At 44.2% G+C, this 24,792-nt stretch carries 14 protein-coding genes, 9 tRNA genes and 5 rRNA genes; all 28 read left to right on the plus strand.

The genetic code is table 11. The features are described from left to right. Positions 1 to 2: 2 nt before the first annotated feature. The 28 genes from AC1MGI_RS05295 to AC1MGI_RS05430 all read left to right on the plus strand — a co-directional run bounded on the left by AC1MGI_RS05295 (position 3) and on the right by AC1MGI_RS05430 (position 24,757). The gene (locus tag AC1MGI_RS05295) at positions 3 to 740 is read left to right on the plus strand and encodes a vWA domain-containing protein (protein ID WP_062187720.1); all 738 of its coding nucleotides are present in this window, start codon (positions 3 to 5) and stop codon (positions 738 to 740) included. After that, entirely contained in the window at positions 706 to 1,692 is a 987-nt protein-coding gene (locus AC1MGI_RS05300) for a protein kinase domain-containing protein (RefSeq protein ID WP_480348845.1), read from the plus strand. Before AC1MGI_RS05295 ends, AC1MGI_RS05300 begins: the two co-directional genes overlap by 35 nt. A 105-nt stretch (positions 1,693 to 1,797) precedes the next feature. Next, complete coding sequence (tilS, locus tag AC1MGI_RS05305; RefSeq protein WP_480348846.1) at positions 1,798 to 3,192, plus strand: tRNA lysidine(34) synthetase TilS; 1,395 nt, start codon at positions 1,798 to 1,800, stop codon at positions 3,190 to 3,192. 32 nt (positions 3,193 to 3,224) lie between these two features. After that, a complete protein-coding gene (gene hpt / locus AC1MGI_RS05310; RefSeq protein ID WP_403078146.1) occupies positions 3,225 to 3,770 on the plus strand; it encodes a hypoxanthine phosphoribosyltransferase in 546 nt (181 codons plus the stop codon). A 110-nt stretch (positions 3,771 to 3,880) separates the two neighbouring features. After that, positions 3,881 to 5,929 carry an ATP-dependent zinc metalloprotease FtsH gene (ftsH, locus tag AC1MGI_RS05315; protein WP_480348847.1) on the plus strand — a complete coding sequence of 683 codons (2,049 nt, stop codon included), beginning with the start codon at positions 3,881 to 3,883 and terminating at the stop codon, positions 5,927 to 5,929. Between the two features lie 140 nt (positions 5,930 to 6,069). Beyond that, positions 6,070 to 6,837, plus strand: a complete 768-nt coding sequence (locus AC1MGI_RS05320; protein WP_480348848.1) for a type III pantothenate kinase — start codon at positions 6,070 to 6,072, stop codon at positions 6,835 to 6,837. Positions 6,838 to 6,890: 53 nt separating this feature from the next. Next, positions 6,891 to 7,769 (plus strand): Hsp33 family molecular chaperone HslO, encoded by an 879-nt coding sequence (gene hslO / locus AC1MGI_RS05325; RefSeq protein WP_480348849.1) that lies wholly within the window; start codon positions 6,891 to 6,893, stop codon positions 7,767 to 7,769. A 199-nt stretch (positions 7,770 to 7,968) separates the two neighbouring features. Further along, complete coding sequence (gene cysK, locus AC1MGI_RS05330) at positions 7,969 to 8,895, plus strand: cysteine synthase A (RefSeq protein ID WP_480348850.1); 927 nt, start codon at positions 7,969 to 7,971, stop codon at positions 8,893 to 8,895. 282 nt (positions 8,896 to 9,177) lie between these two features. After that, positions 9,178 to 10,014: a dihydropteroate synthase gene (gene folP, locus AC1MGI_RS05335; RefSeq protein ID WP_480348851.1), complete on the plus strand. Its 837-nt coding sequence runs from the start codon at positions 9,178 to 9,180 to the stop codon at positions 10,012 to 10,014. Then, complete coding sequence (gene folB, locus AC1MGI_RS05340) at positions 10,007 to 10,366, plus strand: dihydroneopterin aldolase (protein WP_403078052.1); 360 nt, start codon at positions 10,007 to 10,009, stop codon at positions 10,364 to 10,366. Before folP ends, folB begins: the two co-directional genes overlap by 8 nt. A 1-nt stretch (position 10,367) precedes the next feature. Further along, on the plus strand, positions 10,368 to 10,895 hold the full coding sequence (gene folK, locus AC1MGI_RS05345; protein ID WP_480348852.1) for a 2-amino-4-hydroxy-6-hydroxymethyldihydropteridine diphosphokinase: 528 nt from the start codon (positions 10,368 to 10,370) through the stop codon (positions 10,893 to 10,895). Then, positions 10,847 to 11,062 carry a helix-turn-helix domain-containing protein gene (locus AC1MGI_RS05350; RefSeq protein ID WP_480348853.1) on the plus strand — a complete coding sequence of 72 codons (216 nt, stop codon included), beginning with the start codon at positions 10,847 to 10,849 and terminating at the stop codon, positions 11,060 to 11,062. The genes folK and AC1MGI_RS05350 overlap by 49 nt, the downstream gene beginning before the upstream one ends. A gap of 28 nt (positions 11,063 to 11,090) precedes the next feature. Next, positions 11,091 to 12,089: a tRNA dihydrouridine synthase DusB gene (gene dusB, locus AC1MGI_RS05355; RefSeq protein ID WP_480348854.1), complete on the plus strand. Its 999-nt coding sequence runs from the start codon at positions 11,091 to 11,093 to the stop codon at positions 12,087 to 12,089. 192 nt (positions 12,090 to 12,281) lie between these two features. Further along, positions 12,282 to 13,763 (plus strand): lysine--tRNA ligase, encoded by a 1,482-nt coding sequence (gene lysS / locus AC1MGI_RS05360; protein WP_480348855.1) that lies wholly within the window; start codon positions 12,282 to 12,284, stop codon positions 13,761 to 13,763. A 396-nt stretch (positions 13,764 to 14,159) separates the two neighbouring features. Further along, a 16S ribosomal RNA gene (locus tag AC1MGI_RS05365) occupies positions 14,160 to 15,709 on the plus strand. Between the two features lie 231 nt (positions 15,710 to 15,940). Continuing rightward, positions 15,941 to 18,876: ribosomal RNA gene (locus AC1MGI_RS05370) — 23S ribosomal RNA — on the plus strand. Positions 18,877 to 18,943: 67 nt separating this feature from the next. Continuing rightward, a 5S ribosomal RNA gene (gene rrf, locus AC1MGI_RS05375) occupies positions 18,944 to 19,059 on the plus strand. Between the two features lie 12 nt (positions 19,060 to 19,071). Next, a tRNA-Val gene (locus AC1MGI_RS05380) sits at positions 19,072 to 19,147 on the plus strand. A gap of 11 nt (positions 19,148 to 19,158) precedes the next feature. Beyond that, positions 19,159 to 19,234, plus strand: a tRNA-Thr gene (locus tag AC1MGI_RS05385). A 28-nt stretch (positions 19,235 to 19,262) separates the two neighbouring features. Next, positions 19,263 to 19,338: transfer RNA gene (locus tag AC1MGI_RS05390), tRNA-Lys, on the plus strand. A gap of 12 nt (positions 19,339 to 19,350) precedes the next feature. Next, positions 19,351 to 19,432 (plus strand) — tRNA-Leu (locus tag AC1MGI_RS05395). An 8-nt stretch (positions 19,433 to 19,440) separates the two neighbouring features. Then, a tRNA-Gly gene (locus AC1MGI_RS05400) sits at positions 19,441 to 19,515 on the plus strand. A gap of 17 nt (positions 19,516 to 19,532) precedes the next feature. Then, positions 19,533 to 19,621, plus strand: a tRNA-Leu gene (locus AC1MGI_RS05405). Positions 19,622 to 19,637: 16 nt separating this feature from the next. Continuing rightward, positions 19,638 to 19,711 (plus strand) — tRNA-Arg (locus tag AC1MGI_RS05410). A gap of 11 nt (positions 19,712 to 19,722) precedes the next feature. Further along, positions 19,723 to 19,799: transfer RNA gene (locus AC1MGI_RS05415), tRNA-Pro, on the plus strand. An 8-nt stretch (positions 19,800 to 19,807) separates the two neighbouring features. Further along, positions 19,808 to 19,883: transfer RNA gene (locus AC1MGI_RS05420), tRNA-Ala, on the plus strand. 157 nt (positions 19,884 to 20,040) lie between these two features. After that, positions 20,041 to 21,590: ribosomal RNA gene (locus AC1MGI_RS05425) — 16S ribosomal RNA — on the plus strand. A 231-nt stretch (positions 21,591 to 21,821) separates the two neighbouring features. Beyond that, positions 21,822 to 24,757: ribosomal RNA gene (locus AC1MGI_RS05430) — 23S ribosomal RNA — on the plus strand. Together the 16S, 23S and 5S rRNA genes with 9 tRNA genes alongside form the textbook arrangement of a ribosomal RNA operon. Positions 24,758 to 24,792: the final 35 nt, after the last annotated feature.

Genomic DNA, 24,792 nt, shown 5'->3' on the forward strand with positions numbered 1-24,792 from the left:
ACATGAAAACAGGAACGTTGAAGCAAATCTTGTTAATTACTGATGGGTGCTCAAATCAAGGTGAAGATCCTGCTGCAATGGCAGCTTTGGCAAGAGAACAAGGGATTTCGGTTAATGTTATAGGGGTTATGGAAAATGATACAATTAATGAAAAAGGGTTGCAGGAAATCGAATCCATTGCGTTATCTGGTGGTGGAATAAGTCAGATTGTGTATTCAAAACAGCTGTCACATACTGTCCAAATGGTAACGAGAAAAGCAATGACGCAAACGATACAAGGACTTGTGAATAAAGAGTTACAGCAAATACTTGGAAAATCCACATCAATGGAAGACTTACCACCCGATAAACGCGGAGAAGTCATGGAAGTAGTAGATGAACTTGGTGAGACAAGCAAATTGGAAGTACTTATTCTCGTAGATACAAGCGCGAGCATGAAACATAAGCTTCCGACTGTTAAAGATGCGCTTTTGGATTTATCGCTAAGTATGAATGCCAGAATGGGTGATAATAAATTTTCTGTGTTCGTATTTCCTGGGAAAAGAAAAGATGTCGAGAAACTATTGGATTGGACGCCGAAGCTTGAGGTGCTTACGAAAATATTCCCGAAACTTACAACTGGAGGAATAACACCGACGGGCCCTGCCATCAACGAAGCACTGGGATATTTTCAAAAAAAACGATCACTAAGGGGATTGTTGTCTCATGATGACGAATCATACTTTGAGGAAACAGTGTAACCTCCTGCCCGGTAGTCTCATAACTGGGAAGTGGAATAAGAATCCATACCAAATTAAAGAGGAATTGGGATATGGAGCAAATGGAATTGTCTATCTTGCAGAAAGCAATTATGGACAAGTCGCGTTAAAACTAAGTGATGATTATTCGTCGATTAGTTCAGAAATGAATATACTAAAATCCTTTTCCAAGGTCCAGGGACACTCTCTTGGACCTTCTTTTTTTGAAGCAGACGATTTATTGAAGAATGGAAGGCCACTCCCGTTCTATGTCATGGAATACATAAGAGGAGAAGGATACTTGGCGTTTATTGAGAAGAAAGGGGAATCGTGGATTGGTGTATTGATGCTGCAACTTCTGTCAAGCTTGGGTGAACTTCACAAGCAAGGTTGGGCGTTTGGAGATTTGAAGCCAGATAATTTGATCGTTACACTCCCTGCTTATAAAATTCGTTGTATCGATGTTGGTGGGACTACATTATTCGGTCGGTCTATCAAAGAGTTCACGGAGTTTTTTGATAGGGGGTATTGGGGAATGGGGTCAAGAAAAGCAGATCCGCAATATGATTTATTTGCAGTGGCGATGATTATCATTAATTCCTTCTATCCGAAACGATTTTCGAAAAAAGGAGATGGCTATACACAGATTAATGAGTTGATTAAGCAAAAAAGGGGACTTCATCCGTATAGTAAAGTGTTAAATGGTGCAATGAGAGGTCAATATCACTCAGCAGATGAAATGCGAAATGATTTATTGAACGTATTAAACAAGGAGCATGAACACAAGAAAACTCAAACGAATTCAACATCCCAAGGTAAGAAAAATAACAAAGGCACTAGTCAAACACGCACAATGAGAAAAAGGAAGAAAAGAAGAGGTGTTCTCGAGACACTTATCTTAGCTATTTTTGTATCGATATTGTATGTTCTGTATGTATATAATCAGTTCCTATGATATAGTAAAAAAATTAAGGGATTGTTAATTTTACGAAAAGTTATGCTATCTAACGCGTACAATTTAGAGATAGGATAAAACAAGTTTATAAAGAGGGAAGATAGGATGTTTGTGCAAAAAGTATTGTCTGAGATAAACCGGTATCAATTAATCCCACAAAAATCCCGACTACTTGTAGGTGTTTCTGGTGGACCTGATTCGCTAGTTCTTCTGCACTTTCTTTGTTCATTAAGAGAAAGATTGGAGCTAGAACTCGTTGTTGCACACGTCGATCATATGTTCCGGGGAGAAGAATCATATGTGGATTATCAGTTTGTAGAGAAAACTTGTCAGGAATGGAATATTCCATTTGAGGGAAAAAGAATAAATGTACCTGCTTATATGGAACAGACAGGTGAAAGTTCGCAATTAGCAGCAAGAAATCTTCGTTATGCTTTTTTTGAAGAGGTAATGAAGAAGTATCAACTGTCCATCTTAGCACTTGGTCACCACGGTGACGATCAAATTGAAACGATGCTTATGAGGCTGACGAGAGGAGCGTCAGGAATGGCGCGAGCAGGCATTGCCGTCAAGCGCCCCTTTCTAAACGGAGAGATTATTAGACCATTCCTTGTTGTGACAAAGGAGGAAATCAATGCATATGCCAATAGCTATGAATTGACTCCTCGAATGGATCCAAGTAATGAACATAATGATTATGTGAGAAACCGATTTCGGCATGATGTATTACCGGCTTTAAAACGGGAAAATCCAAAAGTACATGAGCATTTTCAAAGGTTTAGTGAAGAATTAGCTGAGGACGAACAACTTTTGCAACAAATGACAAATCGCTATATGGAAAAGATTTGGCTTAGTAAAACGAAGAGTGAGTCTTCAATTGATTTGAATCAGCTACTTATGATACCAAAACCTTTACAAAGAAGAGCGATTCAACTAATATTAAACTATCTTTATATAAAGAGACCATCATCACTTTCAGCAGTACATATTGACCAGCTCTCTGCTTTGTTTTTTAATCCCCATCCTTCAGCAGAATTACATCTTCCGGAAGGGCTTATTTGTGAGAAATCTTATGAAGCGTGTACGTTTCGATTTCAACAAAAAGAAAGCTCTGATTATTCCGTTACCATCACGATTCCTGGAGAGACTTTTCTACCGAATGGATTTAAAATTAAAGCACAGTATTTAGAAGGAATTCCTGGCCAAGCTGGAAACCATTCTTTTTATCTGCCTATCCAAAAAACAGCACTGCCACTCATCGCCCGTAACCGAAGAAATGGTGATAATATGGTTATCAAGGGCAAAGGCAATCATACAAAAAAGCTAAAGGATATTTTTATTAATGAAAAAATCCCGATGCAAATGAGGCGGAACTGGCCAGTACTAACTGATCAATCAGGGGTGATTGTTTGGATTCCTGGTCTGAAAAAGTCCAATCTGGAGTTTGTTGATACGTATGATGAACAATCTTTTATTTATTTAGAATATCATAAAGCTTAAATCTTCTTGGGGGGCAATCAATTACAATGACCATGCAAAACGACATTGAAAAAGTGTTAATCACTGAGGAAGAACTACAGGATAAAATTAAAGAGCTAGCATCGCAGTTGGAGCACGAGTATAAAGACAAGTTTCCTTTAGCTGTTGGAGTTTTAAAAGGTGCAATGCCGTTTATGAGTGACCTATTAAAACGTATCGATGCACATTTAGAAATGGATTTTATGGATGTTTCCAGCTATGGAAATTCCACAGTATCTTCAGGTGAAGTAAAAATTATTAAGGATTTGGATGCATCTGTAGAGGGTCGTGATATTTTAATTATCGAAGACATCATTGACAGCGGCCTAACGCTAAGCTATCTTGCAGAACTTTTCCGTTATCGAAAAGCAAAATCAATAAGTATCGTAACATTGTTAGATAAGCCTACTGGAAGAAAGGCTGACATAACACCTGATTATACTGGTTTTATCGTACCGGATGAATTTGTGGTTGGATATGGTTTAGATTACGCGGAAAGATATCGCAACCTTCCGTATATCGGCATTCTTAAACCAGCAATTTACGAAAAAGGTGAATGATTTAATATACGATTTTCTTTAAATCAAGTAGCGATGTTAAATAATTGTAACTCCATTATTTTCTATGATACTATTTACTATAGTTGTTTACCAGTGGGAGGAGGTAAGGGATGAATCGGATCTTCCGTAATACAATATTTTATTTACTCATCTTTTTAGTCATCATTGGAATTGTTAGTATTTTTAATACGAATAATGAGCCGACTAAAGAAATATCTCAAGACCAATTTTATAGTCAATTGGAAAAAGGGCAATTAAAATCATTCGAAATCCAGCCTGTACGCAATGTTTATGAAATCAGAGGAGATTACAAAAAAGGCACGGATAAATTCTTTACCTATGTAACAAATAGTGAGGTTACGCAAACTCGTATATACGATCTTGCGGAAGAAAAGGGAGTTGCTATTAAAACAATTCCTGCACAGCAAACAAGCGGATGGGTAACATTCTTCACGTCTATTATACCTTTCGTGATCATCTTTATTTTATTCTTTTTCTTGCTTAATCAGGCACAAGGCGGCGGCGGTCGTGTTATGAACTTTGGGAAAAGCAAAGCGAAGTTGTATAATGATGACAAGAAAAAGGTGCGTTTCAATGATGTAGCAGGTGCGGATGAAGAAAAGCAAGAACTTGTTGAAGTAGTTGAATTCTTGAAAGACCCTCGGAAATTTGTTGAGCTAGGTGCACGTATTCCTAAAGGTGTCTTACTTGTAGGACCACCGGGAACAGGTAAAACTTTGCTTGCGAGAGCAGTTGCGGGAGAAGCGGGAGTTCCTTTCTTTTCGATTAGCGGTTCTGACTTTGTTGAGATGTTCGTCGGTGTCGGCGCGTCTCGTGTTCGTGACTTGTTTGAGAATGCGAAGAAGAACTCTCCGTGTATCATCTTCATTGATGAAATTGATGCGGTTGGACGTCAGCGTGGTGCGGGTCTAGGTGGCGGTCATGATGAGCGTGAGCAAACGCTTAATCAGTTACTTGTTGAAATGGATGGTTTCGGTGGAAATGAAGGAATCATCATTATAGCAGCAACAAACCGTGCAGATATTCTGGACCCTGCATTATTGCGTCCAGGTCGTTTTGATCGCCAAATTACGGTGGGGCGTCCAGATGTTAAAGGGCGTGAAGCGGTATTGCAAGTTCATGCACGCAACAAGCCTTTGGCAGAAAGTGTTGACTTAAAAGCAATCGCTCAACGTACTCCAGGATTCTCCGGAGCCGATTTAGAAAACTTATTAAACGAAGCTGCTCTTGTAGCAGCCCGTCAAGATAAGAAGAAAATCGACATGTCCGATCTTGATGAAGCGTCTGATCGGGTTATTGCAGGACCGGCCAAGAAAAACCGTGTTATCTCCAAGAAAGAACGTAATATCGTCGCTTGGCATGAAGCGGGCCATACAATCATTGGGTTGGTGCTAGACGATGCTGAAACAGTCCATAAAGTAACGATTGTTCCGCGTGGGCAAGCTGGTGGTTATGCGGTTATGCTTCCTAAGGAAGATCGATTCTTTATGACAAAACCGGAGCTTCTTGATAAAATTGTTGGACTTTTAGGTGGGCGTGTAGCTGAAGAAGTTGTTTTCGGTGAAGTTAGCACAGGCGCTCATAATGACTTTCAAAGGGCTACTGCCATTGCACGCAGCATGGTAACTGAATATGGGATGAGTGACAAACTCGGACCACTTCAGTTTGGGCAGTCTCAAGGAGGTCAAGTTTTCTTAGGGCGTGATTTCAATAATGAGCAGAATTATTCAGATGCGATTGCCTATGAAATTGATCTGGAAATTCAACGAATCATTAAAGAATCTTACCAAAAAGCGAAAAGTATCATCACGGAAAAACGTGATAAATTAGATCTTATTGCGAAAACGTTATTGGAAATCGAAACATTGGATGCTGGACAAATCAAAGGTCTTTATGACCATGGCAAATTGCCGGAACGTGATTATACAGCTCTTAATGGTCGATTGGGCAATGATGGCGACCTGAAAGTTACCATCAATAAGAAAGAAGAGAAGGAAGCGTTGCTTAAGCCTTTAGATGAAAGAAATCCAGAGAGTCTAGAAGTAACGAATGATTCTCTTCGGGATATGCCAATTGAAGAGAAGCGTTCTGATGATGTACCTAATTCATTTCCTAGCGAAGAAGATCAGAAGAAATAAACATGTAAAAGGTATTTCCTTCCAAGGAAATACCTTTTCCTATTCCGGGAGAAAATAAACATGGAAAGTCCGCCTGTTAGCGTCTAAACAGAGCATTATGTTATGATGTTTGAGAATAATTTGCCGGAGTGGTGAGATCGATGATTATGGTTTTAGATGTCGGTAATACGAATATCATGTTAGGGGTATATGAAAGAAGTGAGTTAAAATTTCATTGGCGTATTGAGACGAATCGCCATAAAACAGAAGATGAATATGGCATGACGATTAAGTCACTATTAGAACACGAACAGATTTGCTTTGAAGATTTCGATGGGATTATTATTTCATCTGTTGTTCCACCTATTATGTTTGCTCTTGAAAATATGTGCGAGAAATATTTCGGTATTCAACCAATTATTGTTGGACCAGGAGTTAAAACAGGTTTGAATATTAAGTATGACAATCCAAGAGAGGTAGGGGCTGACCGAATCGTTAATGCTGTGGCGGGTATTCATGAATATGGATGCCCATTGATTATTGTGGACTTTGGTACAGCTACGACGTATTGCTACATTGATGAGCATAAACAGTATATGGGGGGAGCGATAGCCCCAGGGATTGGTATTTCAACGGAAGCTCTATATTCAAGAGCAGCTAAATTACCTAGGATTGAGATTGTGCGTCCGGATGAAATTATTGGAAAAAATACAATAACGGCTATGCAGGCTGGAATATTGTATGGGTTTGTTGGGCAGGTAGAGGGGATTGTCTCTAGGATGAAGGCCCAAAGCAAGTTTCCGCCTAAAGTGATTGCGACAGGAGGATTAGCGCAACTAGTTGCCGATGAATCCACAATTATTGACGTCGTCGATCCCTTTTTAACATTAAAAGGTTTACAATTTATCTATAAGAAAAATAAAGGATAATCCTTTTTAGCAGACGGTAAGTTTTAAATTTACCAAATAGGAGGCGTATGGAGATGGAAGATTATTTAGTAAAAGCTCTAGCTTATAATGGCCAAGTTCGTGCCTATGCAGTTTCAACGACAAAAACAGTAGGAGAAGCACAGCGGCGTCATTATACATGGCCAACTGCATCTGCTGCACTTGGTCGTTCAATGTCAGCGGGTCTAATGTTAGGAGCAATGCTTAAAGGAGAAGAAAAACTAACCATTAAGATTGAGGGTGGCGGTCCACTCGGGGTTATTTTAGTTGATGTGAATGCCAAAGGCGAAGTGAGAGGATATGTAGCGAATCCTCAGACCCATTTTGATCTCAATGATCATGGGAAGCTTGATGTAAGGAGAGCGGTAGGGACGGACGGAATGCTGTCAATTGTAAAAGATATTGGACTCCGTGATTACTTTACGGGCCAAGTACCGCTAGTGTCTGGTGAACTTGGAGAGGACTTCACATATTATCTTGTAACATCTGAACAGATCCCTTCTTCAGTTGGAGTGGGTGTCTTAGTTAATCCTGATAATACGATTCTTGCTGCTGGTGGTTTTATTATTCAGCTTATGCCGGGAGTAGAAGATGAAACGATAACTGCAATTGAAGAACGATTAAGAACAATCACACCTATTTCGAAAATGATTCAACAGGGGTTAACACCGGAGCAAATTCTTGATGAAGTATTAGGTGAAGGAAATGTCAGGTTACTTGAAAAAATGCCTGTTCAATTTAAATGCCAATGCTCCCGCGAACGAATTTCCAATACGTTAGTTAGTTTAGGTAAAGATGAGATTCAGGATATGATCGTTACAGATGGTAAGGCTGAGGCCCAATGTCATTTTTGTAATGAGACCTATCTTTTCTCGAAGGAAGATCTTGAATCATTAATTGAGGAGCTAAAGTAAAAGAGAGAGTAGGGGATCCAATAGAAGCCCATTTTCATTTAGATCTAATGTACTAGCAGATGGGGAATTCTGATGGCATTTTGCTTACGACTAGGTTTGATTAATAGGCAGAATAGTTCAAATAGATTGACATTTTGGTGTTATTGGTGTATATTTTATATTAAACCAATAAAATTACTAGGTATTAGGAGTGTGGATAATGACACATATTGTAAATTCCGTCGCTGAATTAATCGGCCAAACGCCAATTGTAAAATTAAATCAACTACAAGATGAGAATAGTGCGGACATATATGTAAAACTTGAATATATGAACCCGGGAAGCAGTGTAAAAGATCGCATTGCTTTAGCTATGATTGAATCAGCGGAAAAAAGCGGTAAACTAAAAAGTGGTGATACCATTATTGAGCCTACAAGTGGTAACACAGGTATCGGTTTAGCGATGGTGGCATCAGCAAAAGGGTATAAAGCAATACTTGTCATGCCTGAAACAATGAGTATAGAGCGTCGCTCCCTGTTACGTGCATATGGAGCGGAATTAGTGTTAACTCCTGGACCCGATGGGATGAAAGGGGCAATTGCAAAAGCGAATGAGCTTGCAAAGGAAAATGGCTACTACGTCCCACAACAATTTGAAAATGAAGCAAACCCTGAAGTGCATCGCAACACGACTGGTCCTGAAATTGTACAAGCATTTGGAGAGGGAAAACTGGATGCCTTTATTTCTGGTATTGGTACTGGAGGGACTATTTCTGGTGCAGGTGAAGTCTTACGAGAGAAATACTCAGATATTAAAATTTATGCAGTTGAGCCTACGGATTCAGCTGTTTTATCAGGTGGTAAACCTGGTCCGCACAAAATTCAAGGAATTGGTGCAGGATTTGTTCCAGAAACTTTAAATACTGAAATTTATGATGACGTGATTACTGTTAGCGCAGAAGAAGCGTTTGAATCTGCACGCCGTGTTGCAAAAGAGGAAGGAATCCTAGGTGGAATCTCTTCGGGCGCAGCTATTTTCGCCGCGATGCAAGTGGCGAAGAAATTAGGTAAAGGTAAAAAGGTCTTAGCTATTCTTCCGGATAATGGGGAACGTTATCTAAGCACACCTTTATATCACTTTGATTAAGGTTTAATTAAAAAAGATGTCTATTATAAGGATCGGACCTCGCACTCTATATACAGTTTATTTAAACTGTATATAGTAGTAGCGAGGTCTGATCCTTTTTTTATGGGACAGTCTTTGGGATAAGGTAAGTGAATAGAAGTGGTAGCAGATGAGTATTATCACAATGATGCGGGTTTCTGTTACCTGAGCTTGTGGCGTATATTATCGACCATTCTTAAATACGAAGACGTCTTATGGTACACTCGTTATATAAGGATTTTATTAGAATGAGGGGACCGATACATGCCATTAGTAAATAGTAAATATAGTCCGTATTCGTTGGACTTTAGTAAGAAAACAGTAATTATGGGGATTTTAAATGTCACACCAGATTCATTTTCTGATGGGGGACGTTATAATCGTATTGATCATGCTCTAAAGCATGCTGAGCAAATGGTTAAGGATGGAGCAGATATTATAGATATTGGTGGAGAGTCGACCCGCCCTAACTATGATAAAATTTCAGATGAAGAAGAAATTGAACGGGTCGTTCCTATTATTGAAGCAATTACACGGAATATTGAAGTGACGATGTCGATCGATACGTATAAATCTGCTGTGGCAAGGGAATCGTTGGCAGCAGGTGCGCACATTCTCAATGATATTTGGGGAGCGAAGGCGGATTCTGACATGGCTAAGGTAGCTGCAGAGTTTCAAGTGCCGATTATATTAATGCATAACCGTGAGAAGGTTGATTATCAACTTTTTATGCGTGATGCCTTCAATGATCTATACGAAAGTATTATGCTTGTGAAAAATGCAGGGGTCTTAGATGAAAATATCATTCTTGATCCTGGAATTGGCTTTGCTAAAGATGTTTCTTTGAATTTGGAAATGATGAGAAATCTAGATAAGCTCGTTGCGTTAGGGTATCCAGTACTATTGGCTACTTCCAAGAAGTCTATGATTGGAAATGTACTTGACTTACCTCCGAATGAGCGGATGGAAGGAACTGCTGCCACAATTTGTTTTGGGATTCAGCAAGGGTGCCAAATGATCCGGGTACACGATGTGAAGGAAATGGCACGTGTAGCGAAGATGATGGATGCCCTGGTGGGAAAGGGAGAATACAGTGGATAAAATTTTTCTAAATAATATGCAATTTTACGGCTATCATGGTGTGTTTTTGGAAGAGACACGTCTAGGACAGCGCTTTTATGTAGATTTGGTTGTAGAAGCTGATTTAGCTACAGCAGGTATAAGTGATGAACTAGAGGATTCTATTAACTATGGTGAGTTATATGAAGTGTGTAAGGAAATAGTGGAAGGGAAACCATTTAAATTAGTAGAAGCTGTTGCTGAAAAGATAACGTCAGAACTGCTTTCACGCTTTTCTAAGGTGCAAACATGTACGGTAAAGGTGTATAAACCCGATCCGCCAATCCCTGGACACTATCAATCTGTGGCGGTTGAGATTAAAAGGGGAAGATAACATGGAAAATTATTCATTTTTATCAATTGGCTCTAATATGGGGGATCGTTCGGAATATATAAAAGAAGCCATTCGACTATTACATGAAGAAAAAGAAGTAAAAGTTTTACAAACATCTTCATTGTATGAAACTGCACCCATTGGATATATAGATCAGCCGCAGTTTTTAAATGCGGTTATACTAGTCAATACTGGATTAAGTGCAGTTGAATTACTAAATGTTTGCCAGGAAATCGAGCGGAAGTTAGGAAGGAAAAGGGAAATTCGTTGGGGACCTAGAACGTTGGATCTTGACATTTTGTTATATAATCATGAAAATATTGAGACAGAGAGACTTTCTGTACCGCATCCTCGGATGGTGGGAAGGGCGTTTGTGCTCGTTCCGTTATTAGAGATAAATCCAACTATCATGCTACCTACTACAGATACACCTTTAAACGATATTCTTGAGAAATTAGAGGATAAAGAAGGAGTCCAACTATGGAAGCAGAAAAGTGGGGAAGGCGTATACGCGCTTTTCGAAAATTAAAAGGTTTTACTCAAGAAGGTTTCGCAAAGGAAATTGGTATTTCTGTATCTCTTCTTGGCGAAATTGAAAGAGGTAATCGTTTTGCCTCAGATGAATTATTATTTAAGTTGTCAGAAGCACTGGGAATAACAGTAGAGGAACTTCAGCCAATTGAAGATAAAGAATAAATCGAACAACAATGAAGGAGGTAAAAGTGTGTTAAAGATTGGAAATGTTGAAATGAATAACCAGGTCGTTCTTGCGCCAATGGCTGGTGTTTGTAACTCTGCTTTTAGATTGACGGTAAAAGAGTTTGGAGCAGGTCTTGTTTGTGCGGAAATGGTAAGTGACAAGGCGATAAATTTAAAAAATGAAAAAACGATGAATATGCTTTATATAGATGAAAGAGAGAACCCGCTCAGCTTGCAAATCTTTGGTGGTGAAAAGGAATCATTAGTTCAAGCAGCGAAATTCGTTGATAAGAATACGAATGCTGATATTATCGACATCAACATGGGATGTCCTGTTTCGAAAATTATCAGATGTGAAGCTGGTGCTAGATGGTTGTTAGATCCAAATAAAATTTATGATATGGTATCAGCAGTAGTAGATGCAGTGGACAAACCGGTAACTGTGAAAATGCGTATAGGTTGGGATGATGAGCATATTTTCGCTGTTAAGAATGCTCAAGCTGTTGAACGTGCAGGTGGCAGTGCTGTAGCCATTCATGGTAGGACGCGTGTTCAAATGTACGAAGGAAAGGCCAACTGGGATATCATTCGTGAAGTGAAAAATTACGTAAATATTCCCATTATTGGTAATGGTGATGTTGTAACACCTCAAGATGCAAAAAGAATGCTTGAAGAAACTGGAGTAGATGGTGTCATGATTGGGCGAGCTGCACTAGGTAACCCATGGATGATTTATCGTACAGTGAAATATCTTGAGACAGGTCAATTGATGGATGAACCTGGAGTGCGCGAGAAGATGGATGTATGCGTCCTTCATATGGATCGTCTAATTGCCTTGAAGAACGAAAATATTGCTGTTCGAGAAATGCGTAAGCATGCTGCGTGGTATTTAAAAGGGGTCCGCGGCAATGCGAAGGCAAGAAAAGGAATAAATGAATGTAATACAAGAGAAGACGTTGTCACACTTCTATACGATATGGTGGAAGAAATTGAAGCGAAAGAGTCAACAATTCAAATGGCTTAATAATTTGACATTACTTCCCTGTTTACCTATAATACGCTTAAACTAACTGCCAGAGATAACTGGCAGTTTTTATATGGATGTTTTTAAGGGAAAAGACTGTTCGATTACTTTACTTTGTGTAAAAATAATAGAGTATCTAAATTTAGTAGCGAATCAATATAAAGAGAAATAGAAAAATGGAGATGAACGTTCATGACTGAAGAGTTAAATGACCAATTACAGGTTAGACGAGATAAAATGCAAGCAATCTTGGGTAATGGACAAGATCCGTTTGGAAGCAGATTCGATCGAACTCATCAAGCTAAGCAAATTACACAAGCTTATAATGAAGTATCGAAAGAAGATTTAGCGGAGCAAGAAATTGAAGTGACAATTGCTGGACGTATCATGACAAAACGAGGAAAGGGTAAAGCTGGATTTGCCCATGTGCAGGATCTGACAGGACAAATTCAAATCTATGTAAGACTGGATGCTGTTGGAGAAGAACAATATCAATTATTTGGACAAACAGACTTAGGGGATATTGTTGGTATTACTGGATTGGTTTTCAAAACAAATGTAGGAGAATTATCAATTAAAGCGACTAACTATGTTTTCTTAACGAAAGCTCTTCGTCCACTGCCCGATAAATTCCACGGATTGAAAGATGTTGAAGAGCGTTACCGTAAACGATACGTTGACCTCATAACAAATGAAGAAAGTAAAAACACGTTGATTTTACGCAGTCAGATTGTCCGATCAATGAGAAGATATTTAGATGATCACGGATATCTTGAAGTAGAAACACCTTTATTACATTCTATTGCAGGTGGAGCGGCAGCACGTCCGTTTGAAACACATCATAACGCATTAGATATGCCTTTAAATCTAAGAATTGCGATTGAACTTCATTTAAAACGCCTGATTGTCGGTGGTCTTGAAAAAGTATATGAAATTGGTCGTGTCTTCAGAAATGAAGGTGTTTCTACACGTCATAATCCCGAATTCACCTTGATTGAATTATATGAAGCATACGCAGATTATCAAGATATCATGAGTCTTACAGAGAACTTAATTGCTCATATTGCAAAAGATGTATTAGGTACAACTACTATTCAATATGGAGATTATGAAATAGAGTTAAATCCTGAGTGGAAACGCCTGCATATGGTTGATGCAGTTAAAGAGTATACAGGAGTAGACTTCTGGAAAACGATGAGCAAGGAAGAAGCGCAACAATTGGCTAAAGAACACGGTATTGAAGTGAAAGATACAATGGGATTTGGACATATTGTTAATGAATTCTTTGAGCAAAAGGTAGAAGAAAAGCTTATTCAACCTACCTTTATTTTTGGTCATCCGGTTGAAATTTCACCATTAGCCAAGAAGAATCCGCAAGATTCACGATTTACAGACCGTTTTGAACTGTTTATTGTTGGTCGTGAACATGCAAATGCATTCACTGAGCTAAATGATCCAATAGATCAACGTCAACGATTTGAAGCACAACTGAAAGAACGAGAGCAAGGTAATGATGAAGCGCATGAAATGGACGAAGACTTCATTGAAGCGCTTGAATACGGAATGCCGCCAACTGGAGGACTAGGAATTGGGATTGATCGTCTGGTCATGCTATTAACGAATTCTCCATCCATCCGTGACGTGTTATTATTCCCACTTATGAGACAACGTTAATTTTCTATATAAACAAAGGACCGTTTAGATAATATCTGCTCGGTCCTTTGTTTATAATAGTTTTAGAATTATGATGTTCTTTAATAAAGAGATAGTTCATTCCTGCATGCTAAGTGAAATTGATATGTTAACTTATAATTTTAGGAGAATTATAAAAAAGTCTTGCGTAATTATTATTATGGTGTTATATTTATAACTGTTGTTAAGAACGAGTTACAAAGACATTAAATTTGTTTTAAAAAACTCTTGACTCTTACACAGGTGACGTGTTATTATGATAAAGTCGCTTCTGAGAGAAACGACAAAGATTGCTCTTTGAAAACTGAACAAAACAAAGCGCCAACGTTTTAAATTAAGTGAGTACACACTATAAAAACAAATGAGCAAGTCAAACACTTTTTGGAGAGTTTGATCCTGGCTCAGGACGAACGCTGGCGGCGTGCCTAATACATGCAAGTCGAGCGAATGATAGGGAGCTTGCTCCCTTGATTTAGCGGCGGACGGGTGAGTAACACGTGGGCAACCTACCTGTAAGACTGGGATAACTTCGGGAAACCGGAGCTAATACCGGATAATTTCTTTTCTCGCATGAGAAGAGATGGAAAGACGGTTTCGGCTGTCACTTACAGATGGGCCCGCGGCGCATTAGCTAGTTGGTGAGGTAATGGCTCACCAAGGCCACGATGCGTAGCCGACCTGAGAGGGTGATCGGCCACACTGGGACTGAGACACGGCCCAGACTCCTACGGGAGGCAGCAGTAGGGAATCTTCCGCAATGGACGAAAGTCTGACGGAGCAACGCCGCGTGAACGAAGAAGGCTTTCGGGTCGTAAAGTTCTGTTGTTAGGGAAGAACAAGTACCAGAGTAACTGCTGGTACCTTGACGGTACCTAACCAGAAAGCCACGGCTAACTACGTGCCAGCAGCCGCGGTAATACGTAGGTGGCAAGCGTTGTCCGGAATTATTGGGCGTAAAGCGCGCGCAGGTGGTTCCTTAAGTCTGATGTGAAAGCCCACGGCTCAACCGTGGAGGGTCATTGGAAACTGGGGAACTTGAGTGCAGAAGAGGAAAGTGGAATTCCAAGTGTAGCGGTGAAATGCGTAGAGATTTGGAGGAACACCAGTGGCGAAGGCGACTTTCTGGTCTGTAACTGACACTGAGGCGCGAAAGCGTGGGGAGCGAACAGGATTAGATACCCTGGTAGTCCACGCCGTAAACGATGAGTGCTAAGTGTTAGAGGGTTTCCGCCCTTTAGTGCTGCAGCTAACGCATTAAGCACTCCGCCTGGGGAGTACGGCCGCAAGGCTGAAACTCAAAGGAATTGACGGGGGCCCGCACAAGCGGTGGAGCATGTGGTTTAATTCGAAGCAACGCGAAGAACCTTACCAGGTCTTGACATCCTTTTGCCCTTCCTAGAGATAGGAACTTCCCTTCGGGGACAAAAGTGACAGGTGGTGCATGGTTGTCGTCAGCTCGTGTCGTGAGATGTTGGGTTAAGTCCCGCAACGAGCGCAACCCTTGATCTTAGTTGCCAGCATTCAGTTGGGCACTCTAAGGTGACTGCCGGTGACAAACCGGAGGAAGGTGGGGATGACGTCAAATCATCATGCCCCTTATGACCTGGGCTACACACGTGCTACAATGGATGGTACAAAGAGCTGCAAACCCGCGAGGGTAAGCGAATCTCATAAAGCCATTCTCAGTTCGGATTGTAGGCTGCAACTCGCCTACATGAAGCCGGAATCGCTAGTAATCGTGGATCAGCATGCCACGGTGAATACGTTCCCGGGCCTTGTACACACCGCCCGTCACACCACGAGAGTTTGTAACACCCGAAGTCGGTGAGGTAACCGCAAGGAGCCAGCCGCCTAAGGTGGGACAGATGATTGGGGTGAAGTCGTAACAAGGTAGCCGTATCGGAAGGTGCGGCTGGATCACCTCCTTTCTAAGGAATATAACGAGCGCTTTTGTTTTGTTCAGTTTTGAATGAGTAATTCATTCATTCGTGGTACATGAAAGCAACAGATTAATCTTTTGCTTATTCGTTGCCGAATCGTTCTTTGAAAACTAGATAATAGATAGAAGGCAAATTTTTGCATTAATTTTTCAAGACATCAAGTAAGACCTTTTAACAACTAGGTTGTTTGGTAAACTTTTCGTTTATCAGCCACCATATGGTTAAGTTAGAAAGGGCGCACGGTGGATGCCTTGGCACTAGGAGCCGATGAAGGACGGGACTAACACCGATATGCTTCGGGGAGCTGTAAGTAAGCTTTGATCCGGAGATTTCCGAATGGGGAAACCCACTGTTCGTAATGGAACAGTATCTTTACCTGAATACATAGGGTACTGAAGGCAGACCCGGGGAACTGAAACATCTAAGTACCCGGAGGAAGAGAAAGCAAACGCGATTTCCTGAGTAGCGGCGAGCGAAACGGAAGATAGCCCAAACCAAGAGGCTTGCCTCTTGGGGTTGTAGGACACTCAACATGGAGTTACAAAGGAACGGGGTAAGTGAAGTGATCTGGAAAGATCCGTCAAAGAAGGTAAAAACCCTGTAGCTGAAACTTCGTTCCCTCCTGAGTGGATCCTGAGTACGGCGGGACACGAGAAATCCCGTCGGAAGCAGGGAGGACCATCTCCCAAGGCTAAATACTACCTAGTGACCGATAGTGAACCAGTACCGTGAGGGAAAGGTGAAAAGCACCCCGGAAGGGGAGTGAAATAGATCCTGAAACCGTGTGCCTACAAGTAGTTAGAGCCCGTTAATGGGTGATAGCGTGCCTTTTGTAGAATGAACCGGCGAGTTACGATTTCATGCAAGGTTAAGTTGATAAGACGGAGCCGCAGCGAAAGCGAGTCTGAATAGGGCGCATGAGTATGAGGTCGTAGACCCGAAACCAGGTGATCTACCCATGTCCAGGGTGAAGTTCAGGTAACACTGAATGGAGGCCCGAACCCACGTACGTTGAAAAGTGCGGGGATGAGGTGTGGGTAGCGGAGAAATTCCAATCGAACCTGGAGATAGCTGGTTCTCTCCGAAATAGCTTTAGGGCTAGCCTCGAGATGAGAGTATTGGAGGTAGAGCACTGATTGGACTAGGGGCCCCCAACGGGTTACCGAATTCAGTCAAACTCCGAATGCCAAATACTTATTCTCGGGAGTCAGACTGCGAGTGATAAGATCCGTAGTCAAGAGGGAAACAGCCCAGACCACCAGCTAAGGTCCCCAAGTTTACGTTAAGTGGAAAAGGATGTGGAGTTGCTTAGACAACCAGGATGTTGGCTCAGAAGCAGCCATCATTTAAAGAGTGCGTAATAGCTCACTGGTCGAGTGACTCTGCGCCGAAAATGTACCGGGGCTAAACGTAACACCGAAGCTGTGGATGGATACCGTATGGTATCCGTGGTAGGAGAGCGTTCTAAGGGCGTTGAAGCTAGACCGGAAGGACTGGTGGAGCGCTTAGAAGTGAGAATGCCGGTATGAGTAGCGAAAGAAGGGTGAGAATCCCTTCCACCGAATGCCTAAGGTTTCCTGAGGAAGGCTCGTCCGCTCAGGGTTAGTCGGGACCTAAGCCGAGGCTGAAAAGCGTAGGCGATGGACAACAGGTTGATATTCCTGTACCACCTATACATCGTTTGAGCGATGGGGGGACGCAGAAGGATAGGGTAAGCGCGCTGTTGGATATGCGCGTCCAAGCAGTTAGGCCGGAAACGAGGAAAATCCCGTTTCCATTAAGGCGGAGCTGTGATGGCGAGGGAAATATAGTACCGAAGTTCCTGATTCCACGCTGCCAAGAAAAGCCTCTAGTGAGATGTAGGGTGCCCGTACCGCAAACCGACACAGGTAGGCGAGGAGAGAATCCTAAGGTGTGCGAGAGAACTCTCGTTAAGGAACTCGGCAAAATGACCCCGTAACTTCGGGAGAAGGGGTGCTTTTTAGGGTGAATAGCCCGGAAAAGCCGCAGTGAATAGGCCCAGGCGACTGTTTAGCAAAAACACAGGTCTCTGCGAAGCCGCAAGGCGAAGTATAGGGGCTGACGCCTGCCCGGTGCTGGAAGGTTAAGAGGAGAGGTTAGCCGCAAGGCGAAGCTTTGAATTGAAGCCCCAGTAAACGGCGGCCGTAACTATAACGGTCCTAAGGTAGCGAAATTCCTTGTCGGGTAAGTTCCGACCCGCACGAAAGGCGTAACGATCTGGGCACTGTCTCAACGAGAGACTCGGTGAAATTATAGTACCTGTGAAGATGCAGGTTACCCGCGACAGGACGGAAAGACCCCGTGGAGCTTTACTGCAGCCTGATATTGAATTTTGGTACAGCTTGTACAGGATAGGTAGGAGCCTGTGAAGCCGGAGCGCTAGCTTCGGTCGAGGCGTCGGTGGGATACTACCCTGGCTGTATTGAAATTCTAACCCGCGCCCCTTATCGGGGCGGGAGACAGTGTCAGGCGGGCAGTTTGACTGGGGCGGTCGCCTCCTAAAATGTAACGGAGGCGCCCAAAGGTTCCCTCAGAATGGTTGGAAATCATTCGTAGAGTGTAAAGGCACAAGGGAGCTTGACTGCGAGACCTACAAGTCGAGCAGGGACGAAAGTCGGGCTTAGTGATCCGGTGGTTCCGCATGGAAGGGCCATCGCTCAACGGATAAAAGCTACCCCGGGGATAACAGGCTTATCTCCCCCAAGAGTCCACATCGACGGGGAGGTTTGGCACCTCGATGTCGGCTCATCGCATCCTGGGGCTGTAGTCGGTCCCAAGGGTTGGGCTGTTCGCCCATTAAAGCGGTACGCGAGCTGGGTTCAGAACGTCGTGAGACAGTTCGGTCCCTATCCGTCGTGGGCGCAGGAAATTTGAGAGGAGCTGTCCTTAGTACGAGAGGACCGGGATGGACGCACCGCTGGTGTACCAGTTGTTCTGCCAAGAGCATCGCTGGGTAGCTACGTGCGGACGGGATAAATGCTGAAAGCATCTAAGCATGAAGCCCCCCTCAAGATGAGATTTCCCATAGCGTAAGCTAGTAAGATCCCTGAAAGATGATCAGGTTGATAGGTCAGAGGTGGAAGCGTGGCGACATGTGGAGCTGACTGATACTAATCGATCGAGGACTTAACCTTATTGTTCTTGAAAAAAGCAAAAAACCTTCTTATTATCTAGTTTTGAAGGAATGATATTCCTTTATTGTTTGGTGGCGATAGCAAAGAGGTCACACCCGTTCCCATTCCGAACACGGAAGTTAAGCTCTTTAGCGCCGATGGTAGTTGGGGGTCTCCCCCTGTGAGAGTAGGACGTTGCCAAGCAATATTTATAATGGAGGATTAGCTCAGCTGGGAGAGCATCTGCCTTACAAGCAGAGGGTCGGCGGTTCGATCCCGTCATCCTCCACCATTATCTATAGTGCCGGTGTAGCTCAACTGGTAGAGCAACTGACTTGTAATCAGTAGGTTGGGGGTTCAAGTCCTCTTGCCGGCACCAGTTTCATTTACAAGTTATTTAGTAGGACGAGCCATTAGCTCAGTTGGTAGAGCATCTGACTTTTAATCAGAGGGTCGCAGGTTCGAATCCTGCATGGCTCACCATTATATTATTATGCGGGTGTGGCGGAATTGGCAGACGCACCAGACTTAGGATCTGGCGCCGCGAGGCGTGGGGGTTCAAGTCCCTTCACCCGCACTTTGTATGCGGAAGTAGTTCAGTGGTAGAATACAACCTTGCCAAGGTTGGGGTCGCGGGTTCGAATCCCGTCTTCCGCTCCACTTTTCATTTCGTATATGCCGGGGTGGCGGAACTGGCAGACGCACAGGACTTAAAATCCTGCGGTAGGTGACTACCGTACCGGTTCGATTCCGGTCCTCGGCACCAATTTTTACATCTATACGCGCCCGTAGCTCAATTGGATAGAGCATCTGACTACGAATCAGAAGGTTGTAGGTTCGACTCCCGCCGGGCGCATTGTTTCTATACGGGAAGTAGCTCAGCTTGGTAGAGCACTTGGTTTGGGACCAAGGGGTCGCAGGTTCGAATCCTGTCTTCCCGACCATTTATTTTGGGGCCTTAGCTCAGCTGGGAGAGCGCCTGCCTTGCACGCAGGAGGTCAGCGGTTCGATCCCGCTAGGCTCCACCAAAAAAATGTTGACAAATTATAAAAGATTTGTTATTATGATAAAGTCGCTTCTGAGAGAAACGACAAAGATTGCTCTTTGAAAACTGAACAAAACAAAGCGCCAACGTTTTAAATTAAGTGAGTACACACTATAAAAACAAATGAGCAAGTCAAACACTTTTTGGAGAGTTTGATCCTGGCTCAGGACGAACGCTGGCGGCGTGCCTAATACATGCAAGTCGAGCGAATGATAGGGAGCTTGCTCCCTTGATTTAGCGGCGGACGGGTGAGTAACACGTGGGCAACCTACCTGTAAGACTGGGATAACTTCGGGAAACCGGAGCTAATACCGGATAATTTCTTTTCTCGCATGAGAAGAGATGGAAAGACGGTTTCGGCTGTCACTTACAGATGGGCCCGCGGCGCATTAGCTAGTTGGTGAGGTAATGGCTCACCAAGGCCACGATGCGTAGCCGACCTGAGAGGGTGATCGGCCACACTGGGACTGAGACACGGCCCAGACTCCTACGGGAGGCAGCAGTAGGGAATCTTCCGCAATGGACGAAAGTCTGACGGAGCAACGCCGCGTGAACGAAGAAGGCTTTCGGGTCGTAAAGTTCTGTTGTTAGGGAAGAACAAGTACCAGAGTAACTGCTGGTACCTTGACGGTACCTAACCAGAAAGCCACGGCTAACTACGTGCCAGCAGCCGCGGTAATACGTAGGTGGCAAGCGTTGTCCGGAATTATTGGGCGTAAAGCGCGCGCAGGTGGTTCCTTAAGTCTGATGTGAAAGCCCACGGCTCAACCGTGGAGGGTCATTGGAAACTGGGGAACTTGAGTGCAGAAGAGGAAAGTGGAATTCCAAGTGTAGCGGTGAAATGCGTAGAGATTTGGAGGAACACCAGTGGCGAAGGCGACTTTCTGGTCTGTAACTGACACTGAGGCGCGAAAGCGTGGGGAGCGAACAGGATTAGATACCCTGGTAGTCCACGCCGTAAACGATGAGTGCTAAGTGTTAGAGGGTTTCCGCCCTTTAGTGCTGCAGCTAACGCATTAAGCACTCCGCCTGGGGAGTACGGCCGCAAGGCTGAAACTCAAAGGAATTGACGGGGGCCCGCACAAGCGGTGGAGCATGTGGTTTAATTCGAAGCAACGCGAAGAACCTTACCAGGTCTTGACATCCTTTTGCCCTTCCTAGAGATAGGAACTTCCCTTCGGGGACAAAAGTGACAGGTGGTGCATGGTTGTCGTCAGCTCGTGTCGTGAGATGTTGGGTTAAGTCCCGCAACGAGCGCAACCCTTGATCTTAGTTGCCAGCATTCAGTTGGGCACTCTAAGGTGACTGCCGGTGACAAACCGGAGGAAGGTGGGGATGACGTCAAATCATCATGCCCCTTATGACCTGGGCTACACACGTGCTACAATGGATGGTACAAAGAGCTGCAAACCCGCGAGGGTAAGCGAATCTCATAAAGCCATTCTCAGTTCGGATTGTAGGCTGCAACTCGCCTACATGAAGCCGGAATCGCTAGTAATCGTGGATCAGCATGCCACGGTGAATACGTTCCCGGGCCTTGTACACACCGCCCGTCACACCACGAGAGTTTGTAACACCCGAAGTCGGTGAGGTAACCGCAAGGAGCCAGCCGCCTAAGGTGGGACAGATGATTGGGGTGAAGTCGTAACAAGGTAGCCGTATCGGAAGGTGCGGCTGGATCACCTCCTTTCTAAGGAATATAACGAGCGCTTTTGTTTTGTTCAGTTTTGAATGAGTAATTCATTCATTCGTGGTACATGAAAGCAACAGATTAATCTTTTGCTTATTCGTTGCCGAATCGTTCTTTGAAAACTAGATAATAGATAGAAGGCAAATTTTTGCATTAATTTTTCAAGACATCAAGTAAGACCTTTTAACAACTAGGTTGTTTGGTAAACTTTTCGTTTATCAGCCACCATATGGTTAAGTTAGAAAGGGCGCACGGTGGATGCCTTGGCACTAGGAGCCGATGAAGGACGGGACTAACACCGATATGCTTCGGGGAGCTGTAAGTAAGCTTTGATCCGGAGATTTCCGAATGGGGAAACCCACTGTTCGTAATGGAACAGTATCTTTACCTGAATACATAGGGTACTGAAGGCAGACCCGGGGAACTGAAACATCTAAGTACCCGGAGGAAGAGAAAGCAAACGCGATTTCCTGAGTAGCGGCGAGCGAAACGGAAGATAGCCCAAACCAAGAGGCTTGCCTCTTGGGGTTGTAGGACACTCAACATGGAGTTACAAAGGAACGGGGTAAGTGAAGTGATCTGGAAAGATCCGTCAAAGAAGGTAAAAACCCTGTAGCTGAAACTTCGTTCCCTCCTGAGTGGATCCTGAGTACGGCGGGACACGAGAAATCCCGTCGGAAGCAGGGAGGACCATCTCCCAAGGCTAAATACTACCTAGTGACCGATAGTGAACCAGTACCGTGAGGGAAAGGTGAAAAGCACCCCGGAAGGGGAGTGAAATAGATCCTGAAACCGTGTGCCTACAAGTAGTTAGAGCCCGTTAATGGGTGATAGCGTGCCTTTTGTAGAATGAACCGGCGAGTTACGATTTCATGCAAGGTTAAGTTGATAAGACGGAGCCGCAGCGAAAGCGAGTCTGAATAGGGCGCATGAGTATGAGGTCGTAGACCCGAAACCAGGTGATCTACCCATGTCCAGGGTGAAGTTCAGGTAACACTGAATGGAGGCCCGAACCCACGTACGTTGAAAAGTGCGGGGATGAGGTGTGGGTAGCGGAGAAATTCCAATCGAACCTGGAGATAGCTGGTTCTCTCCGAAATAGCTTTAGGGCTAGCCTCGAGATGAGAGTATTGGAGGTAGAGCACTGATTGGACTAGGGGCCCCCAACGGGTTACCGAATTCAGTCAAACTCCGAATGCCAAATACTTATTCTCGGGAGTCAGACTGCGAGTGATAAGATCCGTAGTCAAGAGGGAAACAGCCCAGACCACCAGCTAAGGTCCCCAAGTTTACGTTAAGTGGAAAAGGATGTGGAGTTGCTTAGACAACCAGGATGTTGGCTCAGAAGCAGCCATCATTTAAAGAGTGCGTAATAGCTCACTGGTCGAGTGACTCTGCGCCGAAAATGTACCGGGGCTAAACGTAACACCGAAGCTGTGGATGGATACCGTATGGTATCCGTGGTAGGAGAGCGTTCTAAGGGCGTTGAAGCTAGACCGGAAGGACTGGTGGAGCGCTTAGAAGTGAGAATGCCGGTATGAGTAGCGAAAGAAGGGTGAGAATCCCTTCCACCGAATGCCTAAGGTTTCCTGAGGAAGGCTCGTCCGCTCAGGGTTAGTCGGGACCTAAGCCGAGGCTGAAAAGCGTAGGCGATGGACAACAGGTTGATATTCCTGTACCACCTATACATCGTTTGAGCGATGGGGGGACGCAGAAGGATAGGGTAAGCGCGCTGTTGGATATGCGCGTCCAAGCAGTTAGGCCGGAAACGAGGAAAATCCCGTTTCCATTAAGGCGGAGCTGTGATGGCGAGGGAAATATAGTACCGAAGTTCCTGATTCCACGCTGCCAAGAAAAGCCTCTAGTGAGATGTAGGGTGCCCGTACCGCAAACCGACACAGGTAGGCGAGGAGAGAATCCTAAGGTGTGCGAGAGAACTCTCGTTAAGGAACTCGGCAAAATGACCCCGTAACTTCGGGAGAAGGGGTGCTTTTTAGGGTGAATAGCCCGGAAAAGCCGCAGTGAATAGGCCCAGGCGACTGTTTAGCAAAAACACAGGTCTCTGCGAAGCCGCAAGGCGAAGTATAGGGGCTGACGCCTGCCCGGTGCTGGAAGGTTAAGAGGAGAGGTTAGCCGCAAGGCGAAGCTTTGAATTGAAGCCCCAGTAAACGGCGGCCGTAACTATAACGGTCCTAAGGTAGCGAAATTCCTTGTCGGGTAAGTTCCGACCCGCACGAAAGGCGTAACGATCTGGGCACTGTCTCAACGAGAGACTCGGTGAAATTATAGTACCTGTGAAGATGCAGGTTACCCGCGACAGGACGGAAAGACCCCGTGGAGCTTTACTGCAGCCTGATATTGAATTTTGGTACAGCTTGTACAGGATAGGTAGGAGCCTGTGAAGCCGGAGCGCTAGCTTCGGTCGAGGCGTCGGTGGGATACTACCCTGGCTGTATTGAAATTCTAACCCGCGCCCCTTATCGGGGCGGGAGACAGTGTCAGGCGGGCAGTTTGACTGGGGCGGTCGCCTCCTAAAATGTAACGGAGGCGCCCAAAGGTTCCCTCAGAATGGTTGGAAATCATTCGTAGAGTGTAAAGGCACAAGGGAGCTTGACTGCGAGACCTACAAGTCGAGCAGGGACGAAAGTCGGGCTTAGTGATCCGGTGGTTCCGCATGGAAGGGCCATCGCTCAACGGATAAAAGCTACCCCGGGGATAACAGGCTTATCTCCCCCAAGAGTCCACATCGACGGGGAGGTTTGGCACCTCGATGTCGGCTCATCGCATCCTGGGGCTGTAGTCGGTCCCAAGGGTTGGGCTGTTCGCCCATTAAAGCGGTACGCGAGCTGGGTTCAGAACGTCGTGAGACAGTTCGGTCCCTATCCGTCGTGGGCGCAGGAAATTTGAGAGGAGCTGTCCTTAGTACGAGAGGACCGGGATGGACGCACCGCTGGTGTACCAGTTGTTCTGCCAAGAGCATCGCTGGGTAGCTACGTGCGGACGGGATAAATGCTGAAAGCATCTAAGCATGAAGCCCCCCTCAAGATGAGATTTCCCATAGCGTAAGCTAGTAAGATCCCTGAAAGATGATCAGGTTGATAGGTCAGAGGTGGAAGCGTGGCGACATGTGGAGCTGACTGATACTAATCGATCGAGGACTTAACCTTATTGTTCTTGAAAAAAGCAAAAAACCTTCTTATTA

The organism is Peribacillus sp. BM1 (assembly GCF_056679975.1).